This window comes from Blastococcus brunescens, from assembly GCF_035320885.1.
Classification (GTDB): domain Bacteria; phylum Actinomycetota; class Actinomycetes; order Mycobacteriales; family Geodermatophilaceae; genus Blastococcus_B; species Blastococcus_B brunescens.
In genome coordinates, this window is the sequence record NZ_CP141261.1 from 87,105 (window position 1) to 108,890 (window position 21,786).

The 21,786-nt window shown below is 73.3% G+C and carries 31 protein-coding genes, 2 tRNA genes, 1 other RNA gene and 3 pseudogenes; 25 read left to right on the plus strand and 12 right to left on the minus strand.

Going from position 1 to position 21,786, the window contains the following annotated elements; genetic code table 11:
- Positions 1-16 precede the first annotated feature (16 nt).
- The 6 genes from U6N30_RS00590 to U6N30_RS00615 form a co-directional block, all read right to left on the minus strand.
- On the minus strand, positions 17-1,033 hold the full coding sequence (locus tag U6N30_RS00590; RefSeq protein ID WP_324275721.1) for a branched-chain amino acid ABC transporter permease: 1,017 nt from the start codon (positions 1,031-1,033) through the stop codon (positions 17-19).
- Complete coding sequence (locus U6N30_RS00595; RefSeq protein WP_324275722.1) at positions 1,027-1,197, minus strand: hypothetical protein; 171 nt, start codon at positions 1,195-1,197, stop codon at positions 1,027-1,029. Before U6N30_RS00595 ends, U6N30_RS00590 begins: the two co-directional genes overlap by 7 nt.
- An 88-nt stretch (positions 1,198-1,285) precedes the next feature.
- On the minus strand, positions 1,286-2,083 hold the full coding sequence (locus tag U6N30_RS00600; protein WP_324275723.1) for a branched-chain amino acid ABC transporter permease: 798 nt from the start codon (positions 2,081-2,083) through the stop codon (positions 1,286-1,288).
- A 35-nt stretch (positions 2,084-2,118) separates the two neighbouring features.
- Positions 2,119-2,781, minus strand: a complete 663-nt coding sequence (locus tag U6N30_RS00605; protein ID WP_324275724.1) for an ABC transporter ATP-binding protein — start codon at positions 2,779-2,781, stop codon at positions 2,119-2,121.
- Between the two features lie 96 nt (positions 2,782-2,877).
- Positions 2,878-3,429 (minus strand): ABC transporter ATP-binding protein, encoded by a 552-nt coding sequence (locus tag U6N30_RS00610; RefSeq protein ID WP_324275725.1) that lies wholly within the window; start codon positions 3,427-3,429, stop codon positions 2,878-2,880.
- Positions 3,408-3,671, minus strand: coding sequence for an ATP-binding cassette domain-containing protein (locus U6N30_RS00615; RefSeq protein ID WP_324275726.1), 264 nt, complete (start codon positions 3,669-3,671; stop codon positions 3,408-3,410). The genes U6N30_RS00610 and U6N30_RS00615 overlap by 22 nt, the downstream gene beginning before the upstream one ends.
- A gap of 343 nt (positions 3,672-4,014) precedes the next feature.
- Here U6N30_RS00615 and U6N30_RS00620 point away from each other — a divergent pair.
- Positions 4,015-4,728 (plus strand): annotated as a pseudogene (locus U6N30_RS00620) (RsbRD N-terminal domain-containing protein); the annotation flags it as partial.
- A gap of 203 nt (positions 4,729-4,931) precedes the next feature.
- The gene (locus U6N30_RS00625) at positions 4,932-5,147 is read left to right on the plus strand and encodes a helix-turn-helix domain-containing protein (RefSeq protein WP_324275727.1); all 216 of its coding nucleotides are present in this window, start codon (positions 4,932-4,934) and stop codon (positions 5,145-5,147) included.
- A 47-nt stretch (positions 5,148-5,194) separates the two neighbouring features.
- Here the strand turns inward: U6N30_RS00625 and U6N30_RS00630 are convergent, their stop codons facing one another.
- Together U6N30_RS00630 and U6N30_RS00635 are read right to left on the minus strand one after the other, a co-directional pair.
- A complete protein-coding gene (locus U6N30_RS00630) occupies positions 5,195-5,428 on the minus strand; it encodes a DUF2630 family protein (protein ID WP_324275728.1) in 234 nt (77 codons plus the stop codon).
- 44 nt (positions 5,429-5,472) lie between these two features.
- Complete coding sequence (locus U6N30_RS00635) at positions 5,473-6,393, minus strand: prephenate dehydrogenase (protein WP_324275729.1); 921 nt, start codon at positions 6,391-6,393, stop codon at positions 5,473-5,475.
- 67 nt (positions 6,394-6,460) lie between these two features.
- On the opposite strand from U6N30_RS00635, the gene U6N30_RS00640 reads away from it, so the two are divergent.
- From U6N30_RS00640 to U6N30_RS00660, 5 genes are all read left to right on the plus strand, one after another.
- Positions 6,461-7,123 (plus strand): O-methyltransferase, encoded by a 663-nt coding sequence (locus U6N30_RS00640; protein WP_324275730.1) that lies wholly within the window; start codon positions 6,461-6,463, stop codon positions 7,121-7,123.
- Positions 7,120-7,620, plus strand: a complete 501-nt coding sequence (locus tag U6N30_RS00645) for a tRNA adenosine deaminase-associated protein (protein ID WP_324275731.1) — start codon at positions 7,120-7,122, stop codon at positions 7,618-7,620. The genes U6N30_RS00640 and U6N30_RS00645 overlap by 4 nt, the downstream gene beginning before the upstream one ends.
- Positions 7,617-8,282, plus strand: a complete 666-nt coding sequence (locus U6N30_RS00650; RefSeq protein ID WP_324275732.1) for an HAD-IA family hydrolase — start codon at positions 7,617-7,619, stop codon at positions 8,280-8,282. The genes U6N30_RS00645 and U6N30_RS00650 overlap by 4 nt, the downstream gene beginning before the upstream one ends.
- 225 nt (positions 8,283-8,507) lie before the next feature.
- Positions 8,508-8,909: a nucleoside deaminase gene (locus U6N30_RS00655; protein WP_324275733.1), complete on the plus strand. Its 402-nt coding sequence runs from the start codon at positions 8,508-8,510 to the stop codon at positions 8,907-8,909.
- A 10-nt stretch (positions 8,910-8,919) separates the two neighbouring features.
- Positions 8,920-9,007 (plus strand) — tRNA-Ser (locus U6N30_RS00660).
- A gap of 117 nt (positions 9,008-9,124) precedes the next feature.
- Here U6N30_RS00660 and U6N30_RS00665 read toward each other — a convergent pair.
- Genes U6N30_RS00665 through U6N30_RS00675 form a run of 3 tightly spaced genes read right to left on the minus strand, consistent with a single transcriptional unit; the run spans position 9,125 to position 11,062 of the window.
- Positions 9,125-9,964: a hypothetical protein gene (locus U6N30_RS00665; RefSeq protein WP_324275734.1), complete on the minus strand. Its 840-nt coding sequence runs from the start codon at positions 9,962-9,964 to the stop codon at positions 9,125-9,127.
- Positions 9,907-10,656, minus strand: coding sequence for a serine/threonine-protein kinase (locus U6N30_RS00670; protein ID WP_324275735.1), 750 nt, complete (start codon positions 10,654-10,656; stop codon positions 9,907-9,909). Before U6N30_RS00670 ends, U6N30_RS00665 begins: the two co-directional genes overlap by 58 nt.
- A gap of 46 nt (positions 10,657-10,702) precedes the next feature.
- Complete coding sequence (locus U6N30_RS00675; RefSeq protein WP_324275736.1) at positions 10,703-11,062, minus strand: hypothetical protein; 360 nt, start codon at positions 11,060-11,062, stop codon at positions 10,703-10,705.
- Positions 11,063-11,270: 208 nt separating this feature from the next.
- Here U6N30_RS00675 and U6N30_RS00680 point away from each other — a divergent pair.
- Positions 11,271-11,355: transfer RNA gene (locus tag U6N30_RS00680), tRNA-Ser, on the plus strand.
- Positions 11,356-11,459: 104 nt separating this feature from the next.
- Here the strand turns inward: U6N30_RS00680 and U6N30_RS00685 are convergent.
- A pseudogene (locus tag U6N30_RS00685) lies at positions 11,460-12,230 on the minus strand (DMT family transporter); the annotation flags it as partial.
- Positions 12,231-12,456: 226 nt separating this feature from the next.
- On the opposite strand from U6N30_RS00685, the gene ffs reads away from it, so the two are divergent.
- From ffs to U6N30_RS00770, 17 genes and pseudogenes are all read left to right on the plus strand, one after another.
- Positions 12,457-12,551, plus strand: an RNA gene (gene ffs, locus U6N30_RS00690) — signal recognition particle sRNA small type.
- 112 nt (positions 12,552-12,663) lie between these two features.
- On the plus strand, positions 12,664-12,837 hold the full coding sequence (locus tag U6N30_RS00695) for a hypothetical protein (protein ID WP_324275737.1): 174 nt from the start codon (positions 12,664-12,666) through the stop codon (positions 12,835-12,837).
- Positions 12,834-13,046, plus strand: a complete 213-nt coding sequence (locus tag U6N30_RS00700; RefSeq protein ID WP_324275738.1) for a hypothetical protein — start codon at positions 12,834-12,836, stop codon at positions 13,044-13,046. The genes U6N30_RS00695 and U6N30_RS00700 overlap by 4 nt, the downstream gene beginning before the upstream one ends.
- Before the next feature lie 145 nt (positions 13,047-13,191).
- Positions 13,192-13,542 (plus strand): AAA family ATPase, encoded by a 351-nt coding sequence (locus U6N30_RS00705; protein WP_324275739.1) that lies wholly within the window; start codon positions 13,192-13,194, stop codon positions 13,540-13,542.
- Positions 13,455-13,781 (plus strand): hypothetical protein, encoded by a 327-nt coding sequence (locus U6N30_RS00710; RefSeq protein ID WP_324278112.1) that lies wholly within the window; start codon positions 13,455-13,457, stop codon positions 13,779-13,781. The genes U6N30_RS00705 and U6N30_RS00710 overlap by 88 nt, the downstream gene beginning before the upstream one ends.
- Positions 13,778-15,454: a DNA polymerase III subunit gamma/tau gene (locus tag U6N30_RS00715; protein WP_324275740.1), complete on the plus strand. Its 1,677-nt coding sequence runs from the start codon at positions 13,778-13,780 to the stop codon at positions 15,452-15,454. The genes U6N30_RS00710 and U6N30_RS00715 overlap by 4 nt, the downstream gene beginning before the upstream one ends.
- 4 nt (positions 15,455-15,458) lie before the next feature.
- A complete protein-coding gene (locus tag U6N30_RS00720; protein WP_324275741.1) occupies positions 15,459-15,596 on the plus strand; it encodes a hypothetical protein in 138 nt (45 codons plus the stop codon).
- Positions 15,593-15,952 carry an acyl-CoA dehydrogenase family protein gene (locus tag U6N30_RS00725; RefSeq protein WP_324275742.1) on the plus strand — a complete coding sequence of 120 codons (360 nt, stop codon included), beginning with the start codon at positions 15,593-15,595 and terminating at the stop codon, positions 15,950-15,952. The genes U6N30_RS00720 and U6N30_RS00725 overlap by 4 nt, the downstream gene beginning before the upstream one ends.
- Positions 15,865-16,614, plus strand: coding sequence for an acyl-CoA dehydrogenase family protein (locus U6N30_RS00730; protein WP_324278113.1), 750 nt, complete (start codon positions 15,865-15,867; stop codon positions 16,612-16,614). Before U6N30_RS00725 ends, U6N30_RS00730 begins: the two co-directional genes overlap by 88 nt.
- Positions 16,615-16,701: 87 nt before the next feature.
- The gene (locus tag U6N30_RS00735) at positions 16,702-17,025 is read left to right on the plus strand and encodes a YbaB/EbfC family nucleoid-associated protein (RefSeq protein WP_324275743.1); all 324 of its coding nucleotides are present in this window, start codon (positions 16,702-16,704) and stop codon (positions 17,023-17,025) included.
- Positions 17,026-17,056: 31 nt separating this feature from the next.
- Positions 17,057-17,656, plus strand: a complete 600-nt coding sequence (gene recR, locus U6N30_RS00740) for a recombination mediator RecR (protein WP_324275744.1) — start codon at positions 17,057-17,059, stop codon at positions 17,654-17,656.
- Between the two features lie 358 nt (positions 17,657-18,014).
- Positions 18,015-18,485, plus strand: a complete 471-nt coding sequence (locus U6N30_RS00745) for an ABC transporter substrate-binding protein (RefSeq protein ID WP_324275745.1) — start codon at positions 18,015-18,017, stop codon at positions 18,483-18,485.
- Positions 18,486-18,528: 43 nt separating this feature from the next.
- Positions 18,529-18,960, plus strand: a pseudogene (locus U6N30_RS00750) (ABC transporter substrate-binding protein); the annotation flags it as partial.
- A gap of 89 nt (positions 18,961-19,049) precedes the next feature.
- Positions 19,050-19,655 (plus strand): ABC transporter substrate-binding protein, encoded by a 606-nt coding sequence (locus U6N30_RS00755; RefSeq protein WP_324275746.1) that lies wholly within the window; start codon positions 19,050-19,052, stop codon positions 19,653-19,655.
- Between the two features lie 150 nt (positions 19,656-19,805).
- Positions 19,806-20,810 carry an ABC transporter permease gene (locus tag U6N30_RS00760; RefSeq protein WP_324275747.1) on the plus strand — a complete coding sequence of 335 codons (1,005 nt, stop codon included), beginning with the start codon at positions 19,806-19,808 and terminating at the stop codon, positions 20,808-20,810.
- A gap of 39 nt (positions 20,811-20,849) precedes the next feature.
- Positions 20,850-21,158 carry a hypothetical protein gene (locus U6N30_RS00765; RefSeq protein WP_324275748.1) on the plus strand — a complete coding sequence of 103 codons (309 nt, stop codon included), beginning with the start codon at positions 20,850-20,852 and terminating at the stop codon, positions 21,156-21,158.
- A 23-nt stretch (positions 21,159-21,181) separates the two neighbouring features.
- A complete protein-coding gene (locus U6N30_RS00770; RefSeq protein WP_324275749.1) occupies positions 21,182-21,781 on the plus strand; it encodes an ABC transporter permease in 600 nt (199 codons plus the stop codon).
- The last annotated feature ends 5 nt before the right edge of the window (positions 21,782-21,786 follow it).

The window sequence follows — 21,786 nt, forward strand, 5'->3', positions numbered from 1 at the left end:
ACGGATCGGGACGTCCTCAGCTCCCGCTCGACGCGCGGGCAGCCGCCGCACGCTGCTTCGCCCGGTAGGTGAGCCAGCGAAGGCGGATGGTGCCGACGAAGCCCGCCGGGGCGAAGATCATCGCCACGATCAGGACGACGCCGTAGACGAAAGGCGCCAGCTGCGCGGCCTCGGTGTTGTTCAGCCCGAAGTCGGCGCCGAGGTCGGTGACGAACGGCGGCAGGAAGACCAGCAGTGCCGAGCCGAGGAGGGCTCCGAGCAGGCTGCCGAGTCCGCCCAGCACGATGGCGGTCAGCAGCGCCAGCGAGAGCACCAGCGTGAACCCGCTGGGCGCGGCGAGCCGGACGACCAGCGCCAGCACACCGCCGGCGAGCCCCGCGGCGGCCGCGCTCACGGTGAACGCCAGCACCCGCCAGGCGCCGAGGTTGATGCCGGCCAGCTCGGCGGCGACCTCCTGGTCACGCACCGCCCGCCAGGTGCGGCCGATGCGACTGCGCACCAGGTTGGCCAGCAGGAAGTAGGTGAGGATCAGGCAGATGGCCCCGACGTAGGCCAGCCACTTGGTACCCGTCGCCGAGTTGCCCGAGACGAAGTCGATGAAGGTCTCGAAGCTCTCCGGCGCGCGCGGTGCGCGCACCCGGATGCCCTGCTCGCCGCCCAGGGTGTCGTGGAAGTAGATCGCCAGCCCGGGGAGGCCCACCGCCAGTGCCAGGGTGGCGCCGGCGAGGTAAGGCCCGTGCAGACGGGCCGCGGCGACGCCCACCAGGGCGCCGACGACAGTCGCCATCGCCGTGGAGACGAGCAGGATCAGCGGCAGGGCCACCGGCTCCTCGGCCTGGAGGAACAGGGCGGTCGTGTACGCGCCGACGGCCATGAGCGCACCGTGACCCAGCGAGATCTGCCCGTTGAGCCCGGTCAGGACCGTGAGGCCGCCCGCGGCGATGGCGTAGTAGGTCAGCTGCGCCAGCTGCGAGTTGGTGAACGGGTCGGTGATCTCGAGCAGGATCACCGCGCCGACGGCGGCGATCAGCACGAGGAGGAGGTGGCGCAGCAGCGTCGACTTCGGCAGGAAGGAGCGACCTTCGGCCTGGGCGGAGGGGCGTCCGCCGCCGCGGTGCTCTTCCCCGGGGCCTCCTCGGCCGCCTTGCCGGCGCCGTCGGGGCCGGCGGTGGACAGGGGCGTCTGCGATTCGCTCATCGTCATGCCCTCCGGGCCGTGCTGCTGGCGAACAGGCCGCCTGGTCGGACCAGGAGCACGACCATGAGGATCACGAGGGCGGTGATGTTCACCAGGGCGCTGCCGCGAGGTGCGTAGCCACTGACGTAGCTGAGGGCCAGGCCGAGGATGAGCCCGCCGACGACCGCCCCGATGGGGAGTCCAGGCCGCCGAGCACGGCGGCGACGAAGCCGAACACGATCAGGCTGTCCATGTAGGCCGGGTAGACGAATCCGCCGCCGGCGATGAGCAGCCCGGAGAGCGAGCCGACCACGGCGGCCAGCGCCCACCCGAGGGTGAGCATGAGCCCGACCTTGACGCCGAGGAGCCGGGCGACCTCCTGGCCGAACGCCGAGGCGCGCATAGCCAGGCCGACCCGCGTGAAGCGGAACAGCGCGACCAACAGCGCCATGGTGATCAGGACCGAGCCGAGGATGTAGAGGCTGGTCGGGGTGATGGCGATCGTCGTGTCACCGACCTCGAAGCCCCGGACGCCGAACGGCGTGGGGAACGACTGGAACGACGAGCCGAAGATGATCGCGATCAGTGCCTGGATGGCGACGAACAGACCGAGGGTCACGATGACGGCGTTGAGCTCCGGCCCGCCCTCGACCTGCCGGATGATGACCCGCTCGACGATCGCGCCGAGGAGGAAGCCGCTGGCGAGCGCCACCACGAAGGCGATCCAGTAGGACAGCCCGGCGTCGATCAGCGCCAGCGCGATGAACGCGGTGGCGGCCGCCATCGAGCCCTGGGCGAAGTTGACGATCCGCGTGGACCGCCAGATCAGCACCAGGGCGAGGGCGAACGCCGCGTAGATCATGCCCTGGGTGAACCCGGTGAGGGTCACGTTCACGAACTGCTGCACGAAGTGTGCCTTCCTTGACCGGAGGGGGCGGGGGCTCAGAAGCCGAGGTAGGCGTGCCGGAGGCCTTCGTCGGCCATCAGCGTCCGGGCGTCGTCGGTGACGACGACCTTCCCGAGGTTGAGGACGACGCCGACGTCGGCCACCGACAGGGCGCTGCGGGCGTTCTGCTCGACGAGCAGCACCGACAGGCCCTCCTGGTCGACCAGCTGGCGCAGCAGCCCGAAGATCTGCGCGACGATCCGCGGGGCCAGGCCCAGGGACGGCTCGTCGAGCAGCAGGATGCGGGGCTTGGCCAGCAGCGCGCGGCCGATGACGAGCATCTGCCGCTCACCGCCGGAGAGGGTGTGCGCCGGGTTGTCGCGGCGTTCGGCGATCCGCGGGAAGAGGTCGTAGACCCGGTCGAACTCGTCCCGGCCGACCTTGCCGCGGAAGAGCGAACCGACCCGCAGGTTCTCGTCCACGGTCAGCTCGGCGATGACCCCGCGGCCTTCGGGGACGTGCGACATCCCCTTCTTGACCATCGCCTCGACCGGGGCCTTGGTGATGTCCTCGCCGTCGAGCACCACCCTGCCGCCCTGGGGGCGGACCAGACCGCTGATCGTGCGCAGCAGGGTCGTCTTGCCGGCCCCGTTCGCGCCGAGGACGGCGGTGATGCGGCCGACCTCCGCGCTGAGGGTGACGCCGTCGAGCGCGCGCACCGGCCCGTAGGCGGAGGTGAGGTCGTGGACCTCGAGCAGCGACGTCCCGGGGAGGTGCCCGCTCCGGCGGCGGAGACGGCAGTGCTGCCGTGGGCCTCAGGCATTGCGACCTCCGTCGGTGCGGGAGAGCTCCGAGGCGTCGGTCTCCACGACCTCGTCGCCCAGATAGGCCTCGGTGACCTTCGGGTCGGCCTGGACCTCGGCCGGGGTGCCGGCGGCGATCTGCTCGCCGGAGTCGAGGACGGTGATGTGGTCGCACACCCGCATGACGAGGTCCATGTGGTGCTCGACCAGCAGGACGCTCATGCGGGAGGACAGCGAGCGGATCAGCTCGCCCAGCTCGTGCATCTCGTCCTCGGCCAGGCCCGACGCGGGCTCGTCGAGGAGCAGCAGGTCGGGGTCGGCCACGAGGGCGCGGGCCAGGGCGACCCGCTTCTGCACGGGGTACGGAAGGCTGCCCGGGTAGCGCCCGGCGTAGCTCTCGGCGCCCAGTTCGAGCAGCGCGCGGTGTGCGCGCTCGCGCAGCTGCTTGTCGTCCTTGTCGGCGGTGGGGAGCGCCAGCAGGGCGGAGAAGAAGCCGGCCTTGGCGTGCCGGTGGGCGCCCACCATGACGTTCTCCAGCACGGTCATGCCGGCGAACAGCCCCACCCCTGCAGGGTGCGGGAGATGCCCAGCTTGCTGAGCTGGCTGGGCTTGAGCCGGCGGAGTTCCTGGTCGCGCCAGGTGATCCGGCCGGCGGAGGGGCGCACGAGGCCGCAGGCGACGTTGAACAACGTCGTCTTGCCGGCGCCGTTCGGCCCGATGAGCCCGTGCACCTGCCCGGGCTCCACGGTGAGCGAGACGTCGCTGAGCGCCGCGACGCCACCGAAGGCGACGCTGATCCCGCTCATCTCGAGCCGTGCGGTGGGCGTTCTGTCCTGAGAAGGCTGGCTGCCGGAGTGCGGAGGCGGCTGCGCCAAGGGGCCCACTTCTCCTCTTCGTCGGGGAGGGGTCGTCGACCGGCAGGCGGACCTGTCGGCGACGATTGGGTCACGAGTACGTCCCGCTGAGCCTGCCGGGCCGTGCTCGTCGTCACAATGGGCTGATCGCACAGTGATCGCAACCGCGTGTTGTGCTGGGCGCGGCGCGTTCCGAGGAGGTGATCGAGTGCAACCGTTCCGGCCCGAGGTGGCGGCCCGGCTGGCCGAGCTGGCCCCGCTGCTGCTCGGTCAGCTCGATGCCATGACCGACCGGATGATCGACGTCCTGCTGCGCACCGAGCCCGCCTACCGCGACCTGCGCGGCAGCGCCGAGGAGGAGATGCGGGCCACCACCCGCGCCAACCTCGAGCGTGGCCTGCACGCGCTGATCGGGGCGGCGTCCGGGAATCCCCGCACCTCGCTGCGGGACGCGCGCGAGGTCGGGCGACGGCGCGCCGCGCTCGGCCTTCCGCTGGAGGCGGTGCTGCGCGCCTACCGGCTCGGCGGGCAGGTCACCTGGGAGTCCCTGCTCGACGTGTCCCGGCACAGCAGCCGGGAGCACGACACCCTGCTGCTCGAGGTCGCGGGATCGGTGTGGCGCACCAACGACGCCGAGTGCGCCGCGGTCGCCGAGGGCTACCGCGAGGAGCAGCGGCGGCTGGCCGGGGTGGACGACGGCGCCCGCCAGCGGGTCCTCGACGGGCTGCTGGAGGGGCGCGGTGGCGATCCGGCGTTCGTCCGGACGGCGTCGGAGCTGCTGGCCCTGCCGCTGGACGGCCGGCTCGTGGCCGTCGTGGCGCTGCCCGAGCCGGACGGCACCCCGTCCCTGGACTCGCCCACGGCCGCGCTGCTCAAGCGCGGCATCCGCTCGGTGTGGGGCAGCCGGAACGGGAGCCAGGTCGGCATCGTCGCGCTGGGCACCCTGCCGGGCTGCGACGTCATGAACTGGCTGCGCGCCATGGCGGGCGGGCCGGTCGGCGTCTCGGCCGTCGTCGAGGGCGCGGCCGCGGCCGGGTCGGCGTACCGGCTGGCAGAGACGGCCGCACGCACCCTGCCGGCGGGCACCTCGCGGGTGGTCACCATCGACGAGCGGCTGCCCGAGGCCCTGCTGAGCAATTCCCCGGAGATCAGCTCCCGGCTGGTCGGGCAGACCCTCGGCGGGCTGCTCGCGCTGCCGGGGAAGAGCGCGAGGTGCTGCTCGACACCCTCGCGGCGTTCCTGGGCTCGGACGGCTCACCCACCCGCGCCGCCGACGAGCTCTACTGCCACCGCAACACGGTCATGCACCGGCTCCGGCGCATCGAGTCGGTCACCGGCCGCAAGGTGACCGACCCCCGGTCCCGGCTGCTCTGGCAGCTCGCGCTGCTGGGCACCGAGCACCGGGGGCCGGCTCGGCGGTCGGCGTAGAGAACGCCTGCTTCCGGTCTGCTCTTCGGCCCCTGCAGAGGGTCCTCTTACTGGAGGTAGCTCTCGACGGTCGACTCGGGGCGGACCTCGGCCTCGTCGGGGTCCTCGTCGTACTGCCGCTTCGCCCGCCGCTGGCGCAGCAGGTCCCAGCACTGGTCCAGGTCGGCCTCGAGCTTGCTCATCCGGGCACGCGTGTCGTCGGTGTGCTCGGCGTTCTCGCGGAGCTTGTGCTCCTCGTCCACCAGGGAGTGGATGCGGCTGAGGATGTCGGTCTCGTCCATGCGCACACCCTGCCCTCCGGCGGCGGGCCGAAACAGGGGCCCGGTCACGCCGGGTCGGGGACCTCGTCGTCCGGGATGTCCTCGGGGATGTGGCCCGCCACGAAGGCCGCCAGCCGGCGGGTGACCGCCCCGCCGGACCTGCCCAGCGCGAGCAGCGCCGCGCGCTCCAGGGGGACGCGGACGGGCCGCCGGCCCTGCTGCCGGGTGGCGACGGCGTGGCCGTCGGCGAGGAGTTCGGCCCACGGACGGGTGAGCTGCTCCTGCACGCGGGCCAGCGCGCCGGCGGTCGGCCCGGCGTTGCCCTCGACCATGGCCCGCACGAAGGCCGGATCGCTGCCGATGACCCGGGTGCCGTCCCGGAAGCTGCCGGCGGCGAGCGCCAGGGCGAGCGGTCCGGCCTCGGCGGCCGCCGCGGCGAGGGCCGCGGCCAGCAGGTGCGGCACGTGGCTGATCGCGGCGACCGCGTCGTCGTGCTCCTCGGCCGTCACGGGCACGACCTCGGCCCCGGCCGCCAACGCCACCTCCGCGACCCGCAGCCACCGCGGCAGCTCGGTGTCCGGCTCCAGGCACAGGGCCCACCGGGCGCCGGCGAACAGGCCGGGGTCGACGGCGGTGTGGCCGGAGCGTTCCGTGCCGCACATGGGATGACCGCCGACGTAGCGACCGCCGAGCGCGCGCCCGACGCTCTCGAGGACGGGACGCTTGACCGAGCCCAGGTCGGTGACGGTGGCGTCGGGAGCGATGGCCAGGTCGTCGAGCGCACCCGCCATCGCCGGCAGCGGGACGGCGAGGACGACGACGCCCGACAGCTCGCGGGTGATCTGCACCCCGCGGGCCGCGGCGGCGTCCCGGGCGCCGGGGTCGACGTCCCAGCCCTGCACCGGACGCCCGCCGGCGACGAGCGCGGCGGCCAGCGAGCCGCCGAGCTGGCCGAGCCCGACGACGCCCACCGGCGGGGCGGGCATGGTCGGGACGGGGAGCGAGGGCCGGTGCGGCACCGGTTCCTGCGGCATCGGCCATGATCTACAGGCTATGACGCCGCGCTCCTTCCTCCTGACCCCGGCGCTCGCCGACTACGTGCGCGCGTCCTCCGAGCCCGCCGACGCCGTGGTGGCCGACCTCCTCGCCGAGACCGCGGCACTCGCGGCCCGTGGGGAGGCGTCGGCGACGTACCAGATCGCTCCCGAGCAGGGCACGTTCATGCAGCTGCTCACCCGCGCCGTGGGTGCTCGCCGGGCGATCGAGATCGGCACCTTCACCGGGTTCTCCGCGCTCTGCATCGCCCGTGGGCTGCCCGCTGACGGTTCGCTGCTCTGCCTGGACCGGAACGCCGAGTGGACCGCGATGGCCCGCCGCTACTGGGAGCGGGCCGGCGTGGCCGACCGGATCGAGGTGCGCCTGGGTGAGGCGCTGCCGACGCTGCGCGAGCTGCCCGCCGTCGAGACCTTCGACCTAGCCTTCGTCGACGCCGACAAGAGCGGGTACGCCGCCTACGTCGAGGAGCTGCACGGCCGGATGACCGGCAACGGCGTGGTGCTGCTGGACAACACCCTGCGGGACGGGCGGGTGCTCGATCCGCAGGACCCGGACGACGTGGCGCTCGCGGAGCTGAACGCCGCGCTGGTGGCCGACCCCCGGTGGGAGACGGTGCTGCTGCCGCTCTCCGACGGGCTGACCGTGCTGCGCAAGCGATGAGCGACGCTGCCGGCGTGCGCACGAGCTTCGCCGTCCGGGTCAGCCGGGCCGGCGAGCGGTGGCGGGTCGAGCTGCTGGCGGAGGACGCCGGCGACGAGCTGCCGGTGCTCGAGCGCGCCCTCGGCGGGCCCGGCGCCGACGGATGGCCGCCGCCGTTCGTGGTGGTCGTGGACTCCCGGCTCTACTTCGTCGTCCTGCGGCACGGACCGGGCGGGATGGTCCGAGCGCTGATCTCCGACGCGACGATGCTCGAGTGGGTGCTGGCTGCCGAGGTGGTCGAGCGGTACGGCATCGGCGTGGACACCGACGGCGCGTTCGACGACGACGAGTCGGGGTGGCCCGGTGGTGACCTCGACGTGTTCGCCGACGACGGCCTCCCGCACGACGACCTGCGGGCGATCGTGACCGCCGACGACCTCTGGGCCGACGAGATGGTGGAGCGGATCGCGGAACGACTCGGGTTCGCCGACGAGCTGGCCGCGGCGGTCGCCCCGTGACCGCCGGGCGGGGCGCCGTCTCGGCGGTCGTGTTCGACCTCGGCGGGGTGATCACCGAGAGCCCGATGACGGCGTTCACCGCGTACGAGGAGGAGGTGGGGCTGCCGCCGGGCCTGATCGTGCGGCTGAACTCCACCGAACCCGACACCAACGCCTGGGCGCGGTTCGAGCGCAACGAGCTGGACGTCGACGGGTTCTCGGCCGTGTTCGAGGCCGAGGCGCTGGCCGCCGGGCACCGGGTGGAGGCCGCCCGGGTGCTGGCTGCTCTGCGCGGTGAGCTGCGCCCGGAGATGGTCGCGGCCGTGCGCCGGCTGCGCGAGGCCGGACTGCCGCTCGCGTTGCTGTCGAACAACGTGGCGCCCATGGAGCGGGCCGGCGCGCTGGGTGAGCTGCTGGACCTGTTCGACGCGATCGTCGAGTCGTCGGCCGAGGGCGTGCGCAAGCCCGAGCCGGAGATCTACCGCAGGGCGCTGACGCGGCTGTCGGACGCGGTCGGCCGGCCGGTCGCAGCCACCGACTGCGCCTACCTCGACGACCTCGGGATCAACCTCAAGCCGGCCCGAGCCCTGGGCTTCTCGACCATCAAGGTCGTCGACCCGGCCGCGGCCCTGGCCGAGCTGTCGGAGCTGGTGGGCTTCCCGCTGGACGGGACCGCGGCGTGACGCGCACCGCCTCGACAGGTGCTCTGCCGACGCTTGTGCTCTGCCCCGCTGAGCGGGGCAGAGCACAAGCTCCCGGAGAGGTCCCGCCCCATGTGCCCCGCGGACGCTCGTGTTCTGCCTGCTCAGGCGGCGCAGAGCACACGCGTGGCGGCGGGTGGTCCGGGTGAGCGTGGACGTCGACGCGGCGATGGGGCGGGCGCTGGGGCTGGCCGCCGCGGCGGAGGAGTGGGGGACACCCCGATCGGCGCCGTCGTCCTCGGGCCGGACGGGGCAGTGCTGGCCGAGGCGGCCAACGAGCGGGAGAAGCAGGGCGATCCGACGGCGCACGCCGAGGTGCTGGCCCTGCGGGCGGCGGCGCGGGTGCACGGGGACGGCTGGCGGCTGACCGGCTGCACGCTGGTGGTGACCCTCGAGCCCTGCACGATGTGCGCCGGCGCGAGCGTCCTGGCCAGGGTGGACCGGGTGGTCTACGGCGCCGACGACCCGAAGGCGGGCGCCGCCGGATCGCTGTGGGACGTGGTCCGGGACCGGCGGCTCAACCACCGGCCGGAGGTGACCGCGGGCGTCCGGGCCGAGGAGTCCGCCACGCTGCTACGCGCGTTCTTCCGCGCTCAGCGGGGCCTGTAGTCTCTTCGGCGGTGGCGTGTCCGAGCGGCCGAAGGAGCACGCCTCGAAAGCGTGTGAGGGCAACCCCTCCGTGGGTTCAAATCCCACCGCCACCGCCATGCACCACGACGGCGGCGTCCGACCGGGTCCAGCACCCGCCGGGCGCCGCCGTTGCTCGTCTCAGGCGGGCAGGTCGCTGTCGAGCAGGAGCCGGCCGTCGTCGCCCGGGACGAAGGTCAGGCGTTTGCGCTCGGTCTCGCTGGTGCCGTCCGGCTGCACGTAGGTGACGTCCGCGACCACGGTGGTGGAGCTCTCGGTCTCGACGTTCGCGATCTGCACGCTCGAGAACTGGCGCCAGAAGAAGGCGAACCGCTGCTCGAAGGGGAACTCCGCCTGGAACCTCGGGCTCGTCTGCTGGTAAGCCGTCGGCAGGTCCCCGGGAACGGAGGCGAAGAACTGCCTCGCGGCCGCGGCCGGGTCGTCGGCGGGGGCTCCTCCTCGGACGTGGCCGCCGGCTCGGAGGTGGCAGGTGACTCCTCCGCGTCCACGCCCGCATCCGTCTCGTCCGTCGGCTCGGCGCTCGTCGTGGCGGCGCTGGTGGTGGCGGCGCTGGTGGTGGCGGCGGTCCGGTCGGACGGGTCCTCGTCGTCCGGAGAGGCCACCCAGAACACGACCAGGCCGGCGAGCACGACGGCCACCAGTCCGGCCAGCAGCCAGACCGCCCGCCCGCGTCGCCGTCCCCGCGGCTTCGGCACCGGAGCCGCCGCCGGGGCCTCCGGCGGCCCGGGCGCCGGCGTCGGCGGAGTGGGCGTTACCGCGCCGGCAGCCGTCACCCCCGCCGGGAACGCCGCCGTCCGGTTGCGTCCGGGGGCGGCCGAGTTCAGGTCGGTGCGGGCGAGCAGGACGGTCGTGGTGTCGCCGCCGCGTCCGGCGGCCAGCTTCGCGAGCTCGTCGCGGACCTCGGTCATCGCCGGCCGGTCAGCGGGGTCGGCGGAGAGCATGCGCGTGAGCGGACCGGTCAACGACCCGGCGCGATGGGGCGGCAGGATCTGGCCGGCCGCCACCTTGTGGAGCATGGCGAGCGCGTTGTCCTCCATGCCGAACGGCGGCTTCCCTCGACGCAGGTGTAGAGCGTGGCGCCGAGGGAGAAGACGTCGCTGGCCTGCGTCATCTCGTGCCCCTGGGCGACCTCGGGGGCCAGGAAGGCGGGAGTGCCGGTGATCTGGCCGGTCTGGGTCAGCGTGACGTCGCCGCTGGCGTGCGAGATGCCGAAGTCGGTGATCTTCACCAGGCCCTCGATCCGGCCGCCCTCCCCGATGAGGATGTTGGCCGGCTTCACGTCGCGGTGCACGATGCCCGCCGCGTGCGTCGCGGCCAGCGCGTCGGCCACCTGCGCGCCGATCTGGGCGACCTGGTCGGCCCGCAGGACGCCGTCCTCGGTGAGGACCGCAGCCAGGCTCCGCGAGGGCAGGTACTCCATGACCAGCCACGGCTGCCCGGACTCGAGTGCCACGTCGTAGACCGAGATCGCGTGCGGGTGGCTCAGCCGCGCCGCGATCCGGCCCTCCCGCAGCGCGCGTTGGCGCTGCTGGTCGGTCTCCTCCGCGGTCATCCCGGGCGGCGTCAGCACCTGCTTGATCGCCACCTGCCGGCCGAGCCGCTCGTCCTGGGCGAGCCAGACCGTGCCCATGCCGCCCCCGCCGATCTGCGACTGCAACCGGTAGCGCCCGGCGACGAGGCGGCCGGGGGTGGTCACGGGTCGGGTCATGGACGTCGGCGGTCGTCGGGTCGTCGGACGGCGGGCGGGTCGGCGGTCAGACCGTGGACGGGACCCCGAACCGGCGCGCGTACTCCTCCTGGGCGCCGGCCGGCAGGACGTCGTAGAGCTCGCCGAGTTCGGCGTGCACCTCGGGCGTCAGGTCGTCGAAGATCTGCCGCCACGTGGGCGGCTCGTCGTAGCTGCGGGTCAGCAGCAGCTCCCAGGCGTGCGACTGGCGGTCGCGCTTGCCGCGCTCGGCCAGGAACTCCGAGAGGTACGCGTCCTTGGCCGCCGCCTTCTCGGCGGCCGTGGCGCCCTGAGGGAGATCGGCCGTGTCGTCACCCCGGAGGACGCCGACGATCGCCTCGACCACTTCCGGCCGCACCTCGTTCGGCGCGCTGCCCGACTCGCTCACGTCCTGCCTCCTCTCGCTCGCCCGGGTGCGGGCACGTCGTCCCGCACCTCGGAGCCTTCCCCGCGGCCCGATGATCAACCGCTGCGGTGCAGGATGCCGCACGGCCGCGGGTCCGTCGCGCCGGGCGGTCCTCCCGAGGCGTGCGACGTCCCGACGACCGACCGCACCGTCACCCCGCGGCGGCGCCCGGTAGCATCGCCGGTGCACTGGAGGATTCGCCTAGTGGCCTATGGCGCTCGCTTGGAAAGCGGGTTGGGGGCAACCCCTCGGGAGTTCGAATCTCCCATCCTCCGCAGGTACAGCCCCGCGACGGCGCAGAGCACGAGCACTCCTCCGGCCAGCGCGCCGGGGAGAGCCGCTCGCCCAGGAACGCCGTCGCCAGCGCGGTCGCCGTCAGCGGCTCGAGCAGCGTCACGATGCCGGCGACCGCGCCCGGGACGCTGCGCAGCCCGGTGAAGAACATCCCGTAGGCCAGCGCGCTCGGCACCGCCCCCAGGTAGATCAGCACGCCCAGCGCGACGGGGTCGGTCGTGAACCGCAGGCCGACCACCAGGGCGACCGGCGTCAGGATCAGCGCCCCGCCGGCGAACCCGACCAGGGTCACCGGCACCCCGGTCGGCACGCCGCCGCCCGCCAGGGTGACGACGGCGTAGCCGAGCGCCGAGCCGACCGCGAGCAGCGCGCCCAGCAGCACCGTCGTCCCGGCGTCCTCGCCGGCGGAGATGCCGACGAGCAGGACGAGGCCGACCAGGGCGACGACGAGGGCGACGAGCGTGGCCCGGTCGGGGCGGCCGTGGCCCAGCACGGTGGCGCCGACGGCGATGAGCAGCGGCGCCAGCCCGAGGGCGACCAGCGTGGCGATGCTGACCCCGGCGGAGGCGACCGCCGCGAAGTAGGCGAGCTGGTAGGCCGCCAGCCCGGCGGCGACGAGCACCAGCCGGAGGGCGGTGGCGTGGGTCGGCGCGGGAGCCTTCCCGGCGCGTCTGCGGCGGGTGGCCGCGAAGCCGGCGAGTAGTACCAGCGACCCGATCGCCATGCGGTGCCAGGCGATGTCGAGCGGGCCGAGGTCGGTCCGCTCGGCGACGATCGCGCCGCTGATGCCCGACGTGCCCCAGCACAGGGCGGCCAGGACCACGAGCAGGAAGCCGCGGGTGGACGTCGCGGACACGGGGAGTGCGGGGAGGACATGACGCTCCTGGATCGGACCGGGTCGGGGATCGGGTCCGGAGCACGCCGACGCGGCAGGCCGTCGTGACCTGCGCGGGAAGGCTCAGCCCGCAGTGCTCCGGGTCAGGAGCGGGGCGGGGGAGGACGAGGGCGTGCCGGGGCGTCATGGGCAGGAAGGCTAGCGGGAGCCCTCGCCGGGGCGCCGCTCCATTCCTCTACAGTGGGCGCCAGACCCCTCGTGTGGCGTCATCCTGTGAACCTCCCCAGGGCCGGAAGGCAGCAAGGATAAGCGGGCTCTGGCGGGTGCGCGGGGGTCCCTTTCTTTCTCGGCTCCCTCTCAGGTCCGTGCCGACACCGACGGCACGTGGACCGTCTCGGACGGCTCGACGGCGGGCTACCGGGTCGCCGAGGTCCTCAACGGGGCCGACGTCACCGTGGCCGGCACGACCGACCAGGTCAGCGGTGCGGTCGTCGTCGAGGACGGCGCCCTCGGGTCCGCCGACGTGGACGTCGCCTCGCACCCGACCGCGACCTTCGCCGCGACCTTCGCCGCGACCTTCGCCGCGACGGAGCCGGTCGAGCTGCCCGAGCTCACCGGGCTCCGGTGACCGTGCCGGTGGCCGGCGAACTAACGCTGGCCGGCGAGACGCCAGAGGTACAGGTCGACCTCTCCGTCGTCCGGACCCCCGACGGGGTGGACGTCTCCGAGGCGGTCCCGCTCACCCTCGCCGACCACGGCATCGAGGCGCCGGACCTCGGATTCGTCCGCGTCGAGGACAACGGCGCGATCGAGGTCCTCCTGCACCTGACGCAGTGAGGCGCCGATTGTGCGCGTATGCACGTCATCCCTCCGGCGAGAGGTGGACATGCGCACACTCGCTGGGGCCAGGTGGCACCGTCGGCCACAGCGGGTCCGGGAACGTCCGTCGGACCGTCGGTGCGGCCACGTAACCTCAGCAAGCGTGGCCCTGGCTCTCTACCGCAAGTACCGGCCGGCGACCTTCGCCGAGGTGGTCGGGCAGGAGCACGTCACCACACCGTTGATGAACGCGGTGGACGGCGGGCGGATCAACCACGCCTATCTCTTCAGCGGCCCGCGCGGATGCGGCAAGACGTCGTCGGCGCGGATCCTGGCCCGCTCGCTGAACTGCGAGCAGGGCCCGACGTCCACCCCTGCGGCGTGTGCGAGTCGTGCATCGCCCTGGCACCCGACGGCCCCGGCTCCCTGGACGTCATGGAGATCGACGCGGCCAGCCACGGTGGCGTCGACGACGCCCGTGACCTGCGCGAACGGGCCTTCTTCGCGCCGGTGAGCAGCCGCTACAAGGTCTACATCGTCGACGAGGCGCACATGGTCACCACGCAGGGCTTCAACGCCCTGCTCAAGGTGGTGGAGGAGCCGCCGGACTTCCTGGTCTTCGTGTTCGCGACGACCGAGCCGGAGAAGGTCCTGCCGACCATCCGCTCGCGCACGCACCACTACCCGTTCCGGCTGGTGCCCCCACGACGCTGCGCAGCCTGCTGGAGAAGACCTGCGAGGCCGAGGGCGTGACCGTCGAGCCGACGGTCTTCCCGCTGGTGGTCCGCGCCGGTGGCGGGTCGGTGCGTGACTCGCTGTCGATCCTGGACCAGCTGCTGGCCGGCGCCGGCCCCGAGGGCGTCACCTACAAGAGCGCCGTCGGGCTGCTCGGGGTCACCGACGACGCGCTGCTCGACGAGACGATCGACGCGCTGGCCGCCCACGACGCGCCGGCGGTCTTCCGCGCCGTGGACCGCGTCGTCGAGGCCGGGCACGACCCGCGCCGCTTCGCCACCGACCTGCTCGACCGGCTGCGCGACCTGATCGTGCTCGACGCGGTTCCCGACGCCGGCGGCAACGGGCTGCTCGACTGCCCGCCGGACCGGCTGGACCTGATGAACCAGCAGGCGTCGGCGCTGGGCTCGGCGACGCTGTCGCGGATGGCCGACACGGTGCACGAGGGCCTCACCGAGATGCGCGGGACGACGGCGCCGCGGCTGCTGCTCGAGCTCGTCTGCGCCCGCATGCTGCTGCCGGCCACCGACGGCGCGGCCGCGGCCACCCTCCAGCGGCTGGAGCGGCTCGAGCGACGGATGTCCATCGCGGGCGAGCACGCCGGTCGGCCGGAGGCCGTGCGCGAGGCACCGGCCGCCCCGGTCCGCGAAGCGCCGGCCGCCCCGCCCCGCGAGGCGCCGCGAGCCGCCGCCGCACCCCTGCCGGCTCCGGCGCCCGCTCCAGCGCCTGCTGCTCCGCCTGCGGGCCCGCCCACGCCCACCGTCCCGCCCGCGGCCACCGATGGGGAGCCCGCAAGGAGTACGTCCGCCCCTCGCAGCGCAGCGAACCGCCGCGCCGGGCACCGGCCGCCGCTCCTCCCGCCGCCGCGGCGCAGGCTGCCGACGACTGGCCCGAGACGGTGCAGCCGGGCTCGGGCCGGGGCAAGTCGGCTCCCGCAGCCGCAGCCGCACCCGCCCCCGGCCCGCCCGCGGGCCGGACGCCGCCGCGCCCGGCCGCAGGTGAGCCCGACATCCCGCTGCCGCCCGAGCCCACCGACGACGAGGAGTGGCCGCACCCGGCCAGCCCGTCCGCGGCCCGCGCCGCCGCCGCGCGCACCGATGCCGCCGAGCACGGGACGCCGTCCGCGGCCGGTCCGCCCCGGGCCGCCGCCGAGTCCTCGCCCGCCCCCGCGGTGGCGAGCCGACGCCGGTCGTCTCGGCCAACCCCGAGCCGGCCGCCGACGACGCCGAGCTCACCACCACCGACGTCCGGCGCGTGTGGCCGGAGCTGCTCGTCGTCGTCAAGCGGCACAAGCGCACCACCGAGGCGCTGCTGAAGAACGCCCAGGTGCACCAGCTGGCCAACGGTGTCCTCACGCTGGCGACGTCGTCCCCGGCGCTGGCCCGCCGGCTCGGCGACGACCTGAACAAGGACGTCATCCGCGAGGCGCTCAACGAGCTGCTCGGCGTCCGCTGGCGGGTCGACGCCGTGGTCGAGGCGCCGCGGCCGCCCCCGGGCCGGCCGTTCCGCCGGAGCAGGCACAGGAGGCCGCGCGGGCCGCCGAGGCGGCCGAGGCCCGCGAGCTGATGGACGAGCGGGCGGCCGACGTCTCGGCCGCGGCCGACGGGGAGCCCCCGCCCGTCGTCGACCCGGAGCAGGCGGCCCTGTCCCTGCTCCGTGCGCAGCTCGGCGCGCGACCGGTGGACAGCTGAGCCGGTGACCGCACGCGACCTTCCCGAGGACGAGCAGGCGATCGTCGAGGCCGTCGCCCGCTGGGTCGACCGGGAGGTGCGCCCGCAGGCCGGCCGGCTGGAGCGGGCGGGGAGTACCCCGCCGCGCTGCTCGACCAGATGAAGGAGATGGGGGTCTTCGGCCTCGTCGTCCCCGCGCGGTGGGACGGATCCGACGTCTCGGCCCGGTGCTTCGCGCTGGTCACCGCCGAGCTCGCCCGCGGCTGGATGAGCCTGGCCGGGGCCATGGGCGGGCACAGCGTCGTCGCCAGGTTGCTCACCGTGCACGGCACCCCGGAGCAGCGGGAGCGATGGCTGCCACGGATGGCGACCGGCGAGGTGCGCGCCGCCATGGCGCTCACCGAGCCCAGCGGGGATCGGACCTGCAGGACATCCGCACCCGCGCCGTCCGGGACGGGGACGCCTACGTCGTCGACGGCGGCAAGACGTGGATCACCAACGCCCGGCACGCCGGCGTGATCGCGACGCTGGTGAAGACGGACCCGGTCGCGCAGCCGAGGCACCGCGGGATCAGCATCCTGCTGGTCGAGCCGGGGCAGGTCGACGTCTCCCGCGACCTGCCCAAGCTCGGGTACCGCGGGGTCGAGTCCTGCGAGCTGTCCTTCGCGGGGTCCCGGGTGCCCGCCGACGCGCTGCTGGGCGGCGAGGAGGGGCATGGCTTCGCCCAGTTCATGGCCGGCCTGGAGCTCGGCCGGGTGCAGGTGGCCGCCCGCGCGGTGGGTGTCGGGCAGGCGGCCCTGGACGACGCACTCGCCTACGCCCAGCAGCGCGAGACGTTCGGCAAGCCCATCTGGGAGCACCAGTCGGTCGGCAACCTGCTGGCCGACATGGCGACGAAGGTGCACGCCTCCCGGCTCCTGGTCCTCGACGCCGCCGCCGGCATCGACGCGGGCCGGCGCAGCGACCTCGAGGCCGGGATGGCCAAGCTGTACGCGTCCGAGGCGTGCATGCAGGTCGCGCTGGACGCGATGCGCATCCACGGCGCCGCCGGCTACTCGGCCGAACTCGACATCGAGCGCTACTTCCGCGACGCCCCGCTGATGATCGTGGGCGAGGGCACCAACGAGATCCAGCGGAACGTGATCGCGCGCCGGCTGGTGGAGCGCTCGCGGGAGAGCTGAGGTCCGAGGGCTGCGGCGGTCGGGGTGCCGCTGCGCGTCGTATCGGCGGCCTAGTCTCGTGGCATGTTCCCCGGTGGTCAGCCCGACATGGCACAGCTCCTCCAGCAGGCCCAGCAGATGCAGCAGCAACTGGTCGCGGCGCAGGAGGAGCTCGCGCGCACCGAGGTCACCGGCTCGGCCGGCGGCAACCTGGTCACGGCCACGATGACCGGCAACGGCGAAGTCACCGCCGTGACCATCGCCCGGGAGGCGGTCGACCCCGACGACGTCGAGACGCTCCAGGACCTCGTGGTCGCCGCGCTGCGCGACGCCAAGCGCGCGGTCGACGAGCTGGCCGCCCGGACCATGGGCCCCCTCGCCGGTGGGCTCGGCGGCGCTCCCGGCGGCGGCCTGGGCCTCCCCGGCTTCTGACCGCACCCACCGGACCCCGAGGAACGCCCCCGTGTACGAAGGCGCCGTCCAGGACCTGATCGACGAGCTGGGCCGGCTGCCCGGCGTCGGCCCGAAGAGCGCGCAGCGGATCGCCTTCCACCTGCTGTCGGCCGAGTCCGCCGACGTCAGCCGGCTGGTCGCCGCGCTCGTCCGCGTGCAGGAGGAGGTCCGCTTCTGCGTGACCTGCTACAACGTCGCCGAGGCCGAGCAGTGCAAGATCTGCCGCGATCCGCGCCGTACCGACGACGTCCTGTGCGTGGTCGAGGAGCCCAAGGACGTCGTGGCGATCGAGCGAACGCGGGAGTTCCGGGGCCGCTACCACGTGCTGGGCGGTGCCATCAGCCCGATCGACGGCGTCGGCCCCGACGACCTGCGGGTCAAGGAGCTCATGACCCGGCTGATGAACGGCGCGGTCACCGAGCTGATCATCGCGACCGACCCCAACCTCGAGGGCGAGGCGACGGCCGCCTACCTGGCCCGGCTCGTCTCACCGATGGGGCTGGCGGTCTCGCGGCTGGCCAGCGGGCTGCCGGTCGGTGGCGACCTGGAGTACGCCGACGAGGTCACCCTGGGCCGCGCGTTCGAGGGCCGCCGCCGCATCGACGCGTGACGACAGCCGCGGGAGCATCGCAGCGAGGAACGAGCGAGGAGCGGACCGGGGCGCGCAGTCACGCCATGGGTATCGCCTGACGACCCCCTCCGGAGGCTCCCGGTGGGCGCCCGCAGTGGGCCGTGCCAGCGCCTCACCTGCGCGGACCAAGGTCACGGGTTGGTGTCGATGCCGATCGCGCGCTCTCCAGGGCGCGTCGCGGCGTCCTATGGTCCGATCCACGTCCGTGGATCGATTTCCGTCCACGGCAGTCCCGCCCGGAGCTCATCCGGCCCGCGAGGGCCGAGAAGGCAGGTTTTCCGCGATGACCCGTCGTCATACCCGCGCTGCGGCCGCATCAGCGGCCGCGTTGCTGGCCGTGACTCTGTCCGCCTGTGCCTCCAGTGACCGGGACTCCGGTGAGGAGGGCGGCGAGGAGACCGGCGGCACCATGGTGTTCGGCGCGGCCGGTGACCCGGCCATGCTCGACCCCGCCTTCGGCAGCGACGGTGAGACCTTCCGCGTCTCCCGTCAGATCTTCGAGGGCCTGCTCGGCAACGAGCTCGGCGGCACCGAGGCGGTACCGGAGCTCGCCGAGGACTGGGAGGTCAGCGAGGACGGCCTCGAGTACACGTTCAACCTGCAGCAGGACGTGACGTTCCACGACGGCACCGACTTCAACGCCGAGGCCGTCTGCTTCAACTTCGACCGTTGGTACAACTGGGAGGGCCTGGCCCAGAGCCCCAGCGCCTCGTACTACTACCAGGCGGTCTTCGGCGGCTTCGCCAACACCCCGGACACCCCAGCATCTACGAGAGCTGCGAGGCGACCGACGAGAACACCGCGGTGATCACGCTGTCGCAGGTCACCTCAAGTTCCCGGCAGCCCTCGCACTGCCGGCGTTCTCCATCCAGAGCCCCACGGCGCTGCAGGAGTACAACGCCGACGAGGTGTCGGGCAGCGAGGACGCGCTGACCTACTCGGAGTACGCCCTCGAGCACCCGGTGGGCACCGGCCCCTTCATGTTCGAGAGCTGGGACCGCGGCAACGGCGAGGTCACCATCGTCCGCAACGAGGACTACTGGGGTGAGCAGGCCCAGCTGGACGAGGTCATCTTCCGGACGATCTCCGACGGGAACACCCGCCGGCAGGAGCTGGAGTCCGGCTCGATCGACGGTTACGACTTCGTCTCCCCGGCGGACTACGGCACGCTCGAGGACACCGGGGCGCAGGTCCTGGTCCGCGACCCGTTCAACATCCTGTACCTGGGCATGAACGGCGGGAACGTGGCCGGCTCCGGGGCCAACCCGGCGCTGCAGGACCCGCGGGTCCGGCAGGCGATCGCGCACGCCATCGACCGCCAGACGATCGTCACCTCGCTGCTGCCCGAGGGGCCGAGGTGGCGACCCAGTTCATGCCGCCGACGGTCGACGGCTGGTCCGAGAACGTCACGACCTACGAGTACGACCCGGCCCGGGCTCAGGAGCTGCTGGCCGAGGCCGGCGCCACCGGCACCACGCTGCGGTTCTTCTACCCGACCGACGTCAGCCGCCCGTACCTGCCGGACCCGGCCGCGATGTTCCAGGTGATCAGCCAGAACCTGACCGACGCCGGCTTCACCGTCGTGCCGACGGCGCTGCCGTGGAACCCGGACTACCTGAACGCCGTCCAGGCGGGGCAGGCCGACGTCCACCTGCTCGGGTGGACCGGTGACTACAACGACGCCTACAACTTCATCGGCACGTTCTTCGCCGAGGCGTCGAACAACCAGGCGTCGGCGGAGTTCGGGGCGTTCAGCGCACCGGAGATCTTCGCCGCGCTGGCCGAGGCGGACGCCGAGCCCGACCCGGCCGACCGCACGGAGCTGTACCAGGAGGCCAACGAGCTGATCATGGACTACCTGCCGGGTGTCCCGATCTCGCACTCGCCGCCGGCCCTGGTGGTCGCTGAGAACGTGCAGGGTCTCGAGCCCAGCCCGCTGACCGCCGAGGTGTTCTCGACGGTGTCCCTCAGCGACTGACGAAGGACCCCTGCCCCCCGCCACTCGCAAGCTCGCGGCGGGACCCTGCAGGGGCCGTTCCACCACGTCGCCAGGCTCGCGGCGGGCCCCTGCACGGGGCCGCCGCGAGCCTGTCGGGCCGGTCCGCTCCGTGAGAGGGAACCTGAGCGCGTGCTCCGCTTCATCGTCCGGCGCCTCCTCCAGCTGATCCCGATCCTGCTCGGGCTCTCGGTCCTGCTGTTCGCCTGGCTCCGCGGTCTGCCCGGCGGGCCGGCGCAGGCCGCGCTGGGGGAGCGCGCCACCCCCGAGGCCATCGCCCGCTACAACGAGCTGTTCGGCCTCGACGAACCGCTGATCGTCCAGTACCTGCGCTTCCTGGGCCGTGCGATCCGGCTCGACTTCGGCACCTCCGCACGGACCGGCCGCCCGGTCACCACGGAGTTCCTCGAGCGCATGCCCGGCACGATCGAGCTCACGATCTTCGCGATGATCTTCGCGATCGGGGTCGGCATCCCGCTGGGCTACCTCGCCGCCCGCAAGCACGGCAGCTGGCTGGACTCCACGTCGGTCGTCGGCTCGCTGCTCGGCGTGGCCATCCCGGTCTTCTTCCTCGCCTACCTGCTCCGGTTGATCTTCGCCGTCGAGCTGGGCTGGCTGCCCGGGTCCGGCCGCCAGGACGTGCGGATGGACGCCACCCGCATCACCAACTTCTACGTGCTCGACGGCCTGCTCACCCGTGAGTGGGACGCGGCCTGGGACGCCGTCCTGCACCTGATCCTGCCGGCGATCGCGCTCGGCACGATCCCGCTCGCGATCATCGTCCGCATCACCCGCGCCTCGGTCCTCGACGTGATCAACGAGGACTACGTCCGGACGGCGAACGCGAAGGGCCTGGCGACGTCGACGGTGCGGCGCCGGCACATCATCCGCAACGCGCTGCTCCCGGTGTTGACGACGATCGGCCTGTACATCGGCCTGCTGCTGTCGGGCGCGGTGCTCACCGAGACGGTGTTCGCGTTCGGCGGGGTGGGTTCGGCGCTCTACGACGCGATCTTCGCGCGGGACTTCGCCATCCTGCAGGGCTTCATCCTCATGCTGGCGATCGTCTACGTGCTGGTGAACCTGCTGGTCGACATCTCCTACGGTCTGCTCGACCCGAGAGTGAGAGTCCGATGACGCGTGCGGAATCGGACCAGGGGCAGAGCAGTGACCGCGATGGGCGACCTCAAGCGACGCCGGATCGACGAGCTGGCGGCCCGGGCCGGTCAGGTGCCCGAGGGCGAGGGCGGCGTATCCCTGACCAAGAGCGCCTTCCGGCGGTTGCGCCGCGACCCGGTGGCGATCGCCGGCGCGATCATCGTGGTGATCTTCCTCCTGGTCGCCGCCTTCGCGCCGTTCCTCGCGCCTCGCGACCCGTTGGCGCAGACCCTGCTGTCGGAGATCCGGCCGGGCTTCATCCCGGGCCCGCGCGAGGTTTTCCGCTCGGCGTCGACAACCTGGGCCGGGACCTGCTCTCCCGGCTGATCTGGGGATCGCGCCAGTCGCTGATGATCGGCGTCGTCTCGACCGTGCTCGGCGTGGCCGTCGGCATGGCACTCGGGGTGCTCGCCGGCGCCTTCGGCGGCTGGGTGGACACCCTGGTGATGCGGTTCGTCGACATCGTCCTGTCCATTCCCGGCCTGCTGATGGCGATCAGCGTCTCGGTGCTCCTGGGCCAGAACCAGTACGCGCTGATGATCGCCATCGCGGTCGTGCAAGTACCGATCTTCGCCCGACTGCTGCGCGGGTCGATGCTGGTGCAGCGCGGCAGCGACTATGCCCTCGCCGCGCGGGCGCTCGGCATCCGCAGGAGCCGGATCGTGTTCGGCCACGTGCTGCCCAACTCGCTCAGCCCGGTGATCGTGCAGGCGACGCTGTCCCTGGCCACCGCGATCATCGAGGCGGCGGCGCTGTCCTTCCTGGGCCTCGGCGACCCCGACCTGGCCCGTCCGGAGTGGGGCGCGATGCTGGCCAACGCGCAGCGCTTCCTGTCCATCCAGCCGGAGCTGGCCTTCTACCCGGCGGCGTGCATCATCGTGGTGGCGCTGGGCTTCACGCTGCTGGGCGAGTCGCTGCGCGAGGCCCTCGACCCGAAGTTCCGGAGGTGAGCTCC

Bases quoted from the DNA above. Each gene is read 5' to 3' on its own strand.
- U6N30_RS00595 (WP_324275722.1), bottom strand. From the start codon at position 1,197: ATGAGCGAATCGCAGACGCCCCTGTCCACCGCCGGCCCCGACGGCGCC.
- U6N30_RS00615 (WP_324275726.1), bottom strand. From the start codon at position 3,671: ATGAGCGGGATCAGCGTCGCCTTCGGTGGCGTCGCGGCGCTCAGCGAC.
- U6N30_RS00630 (WP_324275728.1), bottom strand. From the start codon at position 5,428: ATGGACGAGACCGACATCCTCAGCCGCATCCACTCCCTGGTGGACGAG.
- U6N30_RS00635 (WP_324275729.1), bottom strand. From the start codon at position 6,393: ATGCCCGCCCCGCCGGTGGGCGTCGTCGGGCTCGGCCAGCTCGGCGGC.
- U6N30_RS00640 (WP_324275730.1), top strand. From the start codon at position 6,461: ATGACGCCGCGCTCCTTCCTCCTGACCCCGGCGCTCGCCGACTACGTG.
- U6N30_RS00645 (WP_324275731.1), top strand. From the start codon at position 7,120: ATGAGCGACGCTGCCGGCGTGCGCACGAGCTTCGCCGTCCGGGTCAGC.
- U6N30_RS00665 (WP_324275734.1), bottom strand. From the start codon at position 9,964: ATGCTCCACAAGGTGGCGGCCGGCCAGATCCTGCCGCCCCATCGCGCC.
- U6N30_RS00670 (WP_324275735.1), bottom strand. From the start codon at position 10,656: ATGACCCGACCCGTGACCACCCCCGGCCGCCTCGTCGCCGGGCGCTAC.
- U6N30_RS00725 (WP_324275742.1), top strand. From the start codon at position 15,593: ATGAAGGAGATGGGGGTCTTCGGCCTCGTCGTCCCCGCGCGGTGGGAC.
- U6N30_RS00735 (WP_324275743.1), top strand. From the start codon at position 16,702: ATGGCACAGCTCCTCCAGCAGGCCCAGCAGATGCAGCAGCAACTGGTC.
- U6N30_RS00755 (WP_324275746.1), top strand. From the start codon at position 19,050: ATGCCGCCGACGGTCGACGGCTGGTCCGAGAACGTCACGACCTACGAG.
- U6N30_RS00765 (WP_324275748.1), top strand. From the start codon at position 20,850: ATGGGCGACCTCAAGCGACGCCGGATCGACGAGCTGGCGGCCCGGGCC.
- U6N30_RS00770 (WP_324275749.1), top strand. From the start codon at position 21,182: ATGATCGGCGTCGTCTCGACCGTGCTCGGCGTGGCCGTCGGCATGGCA.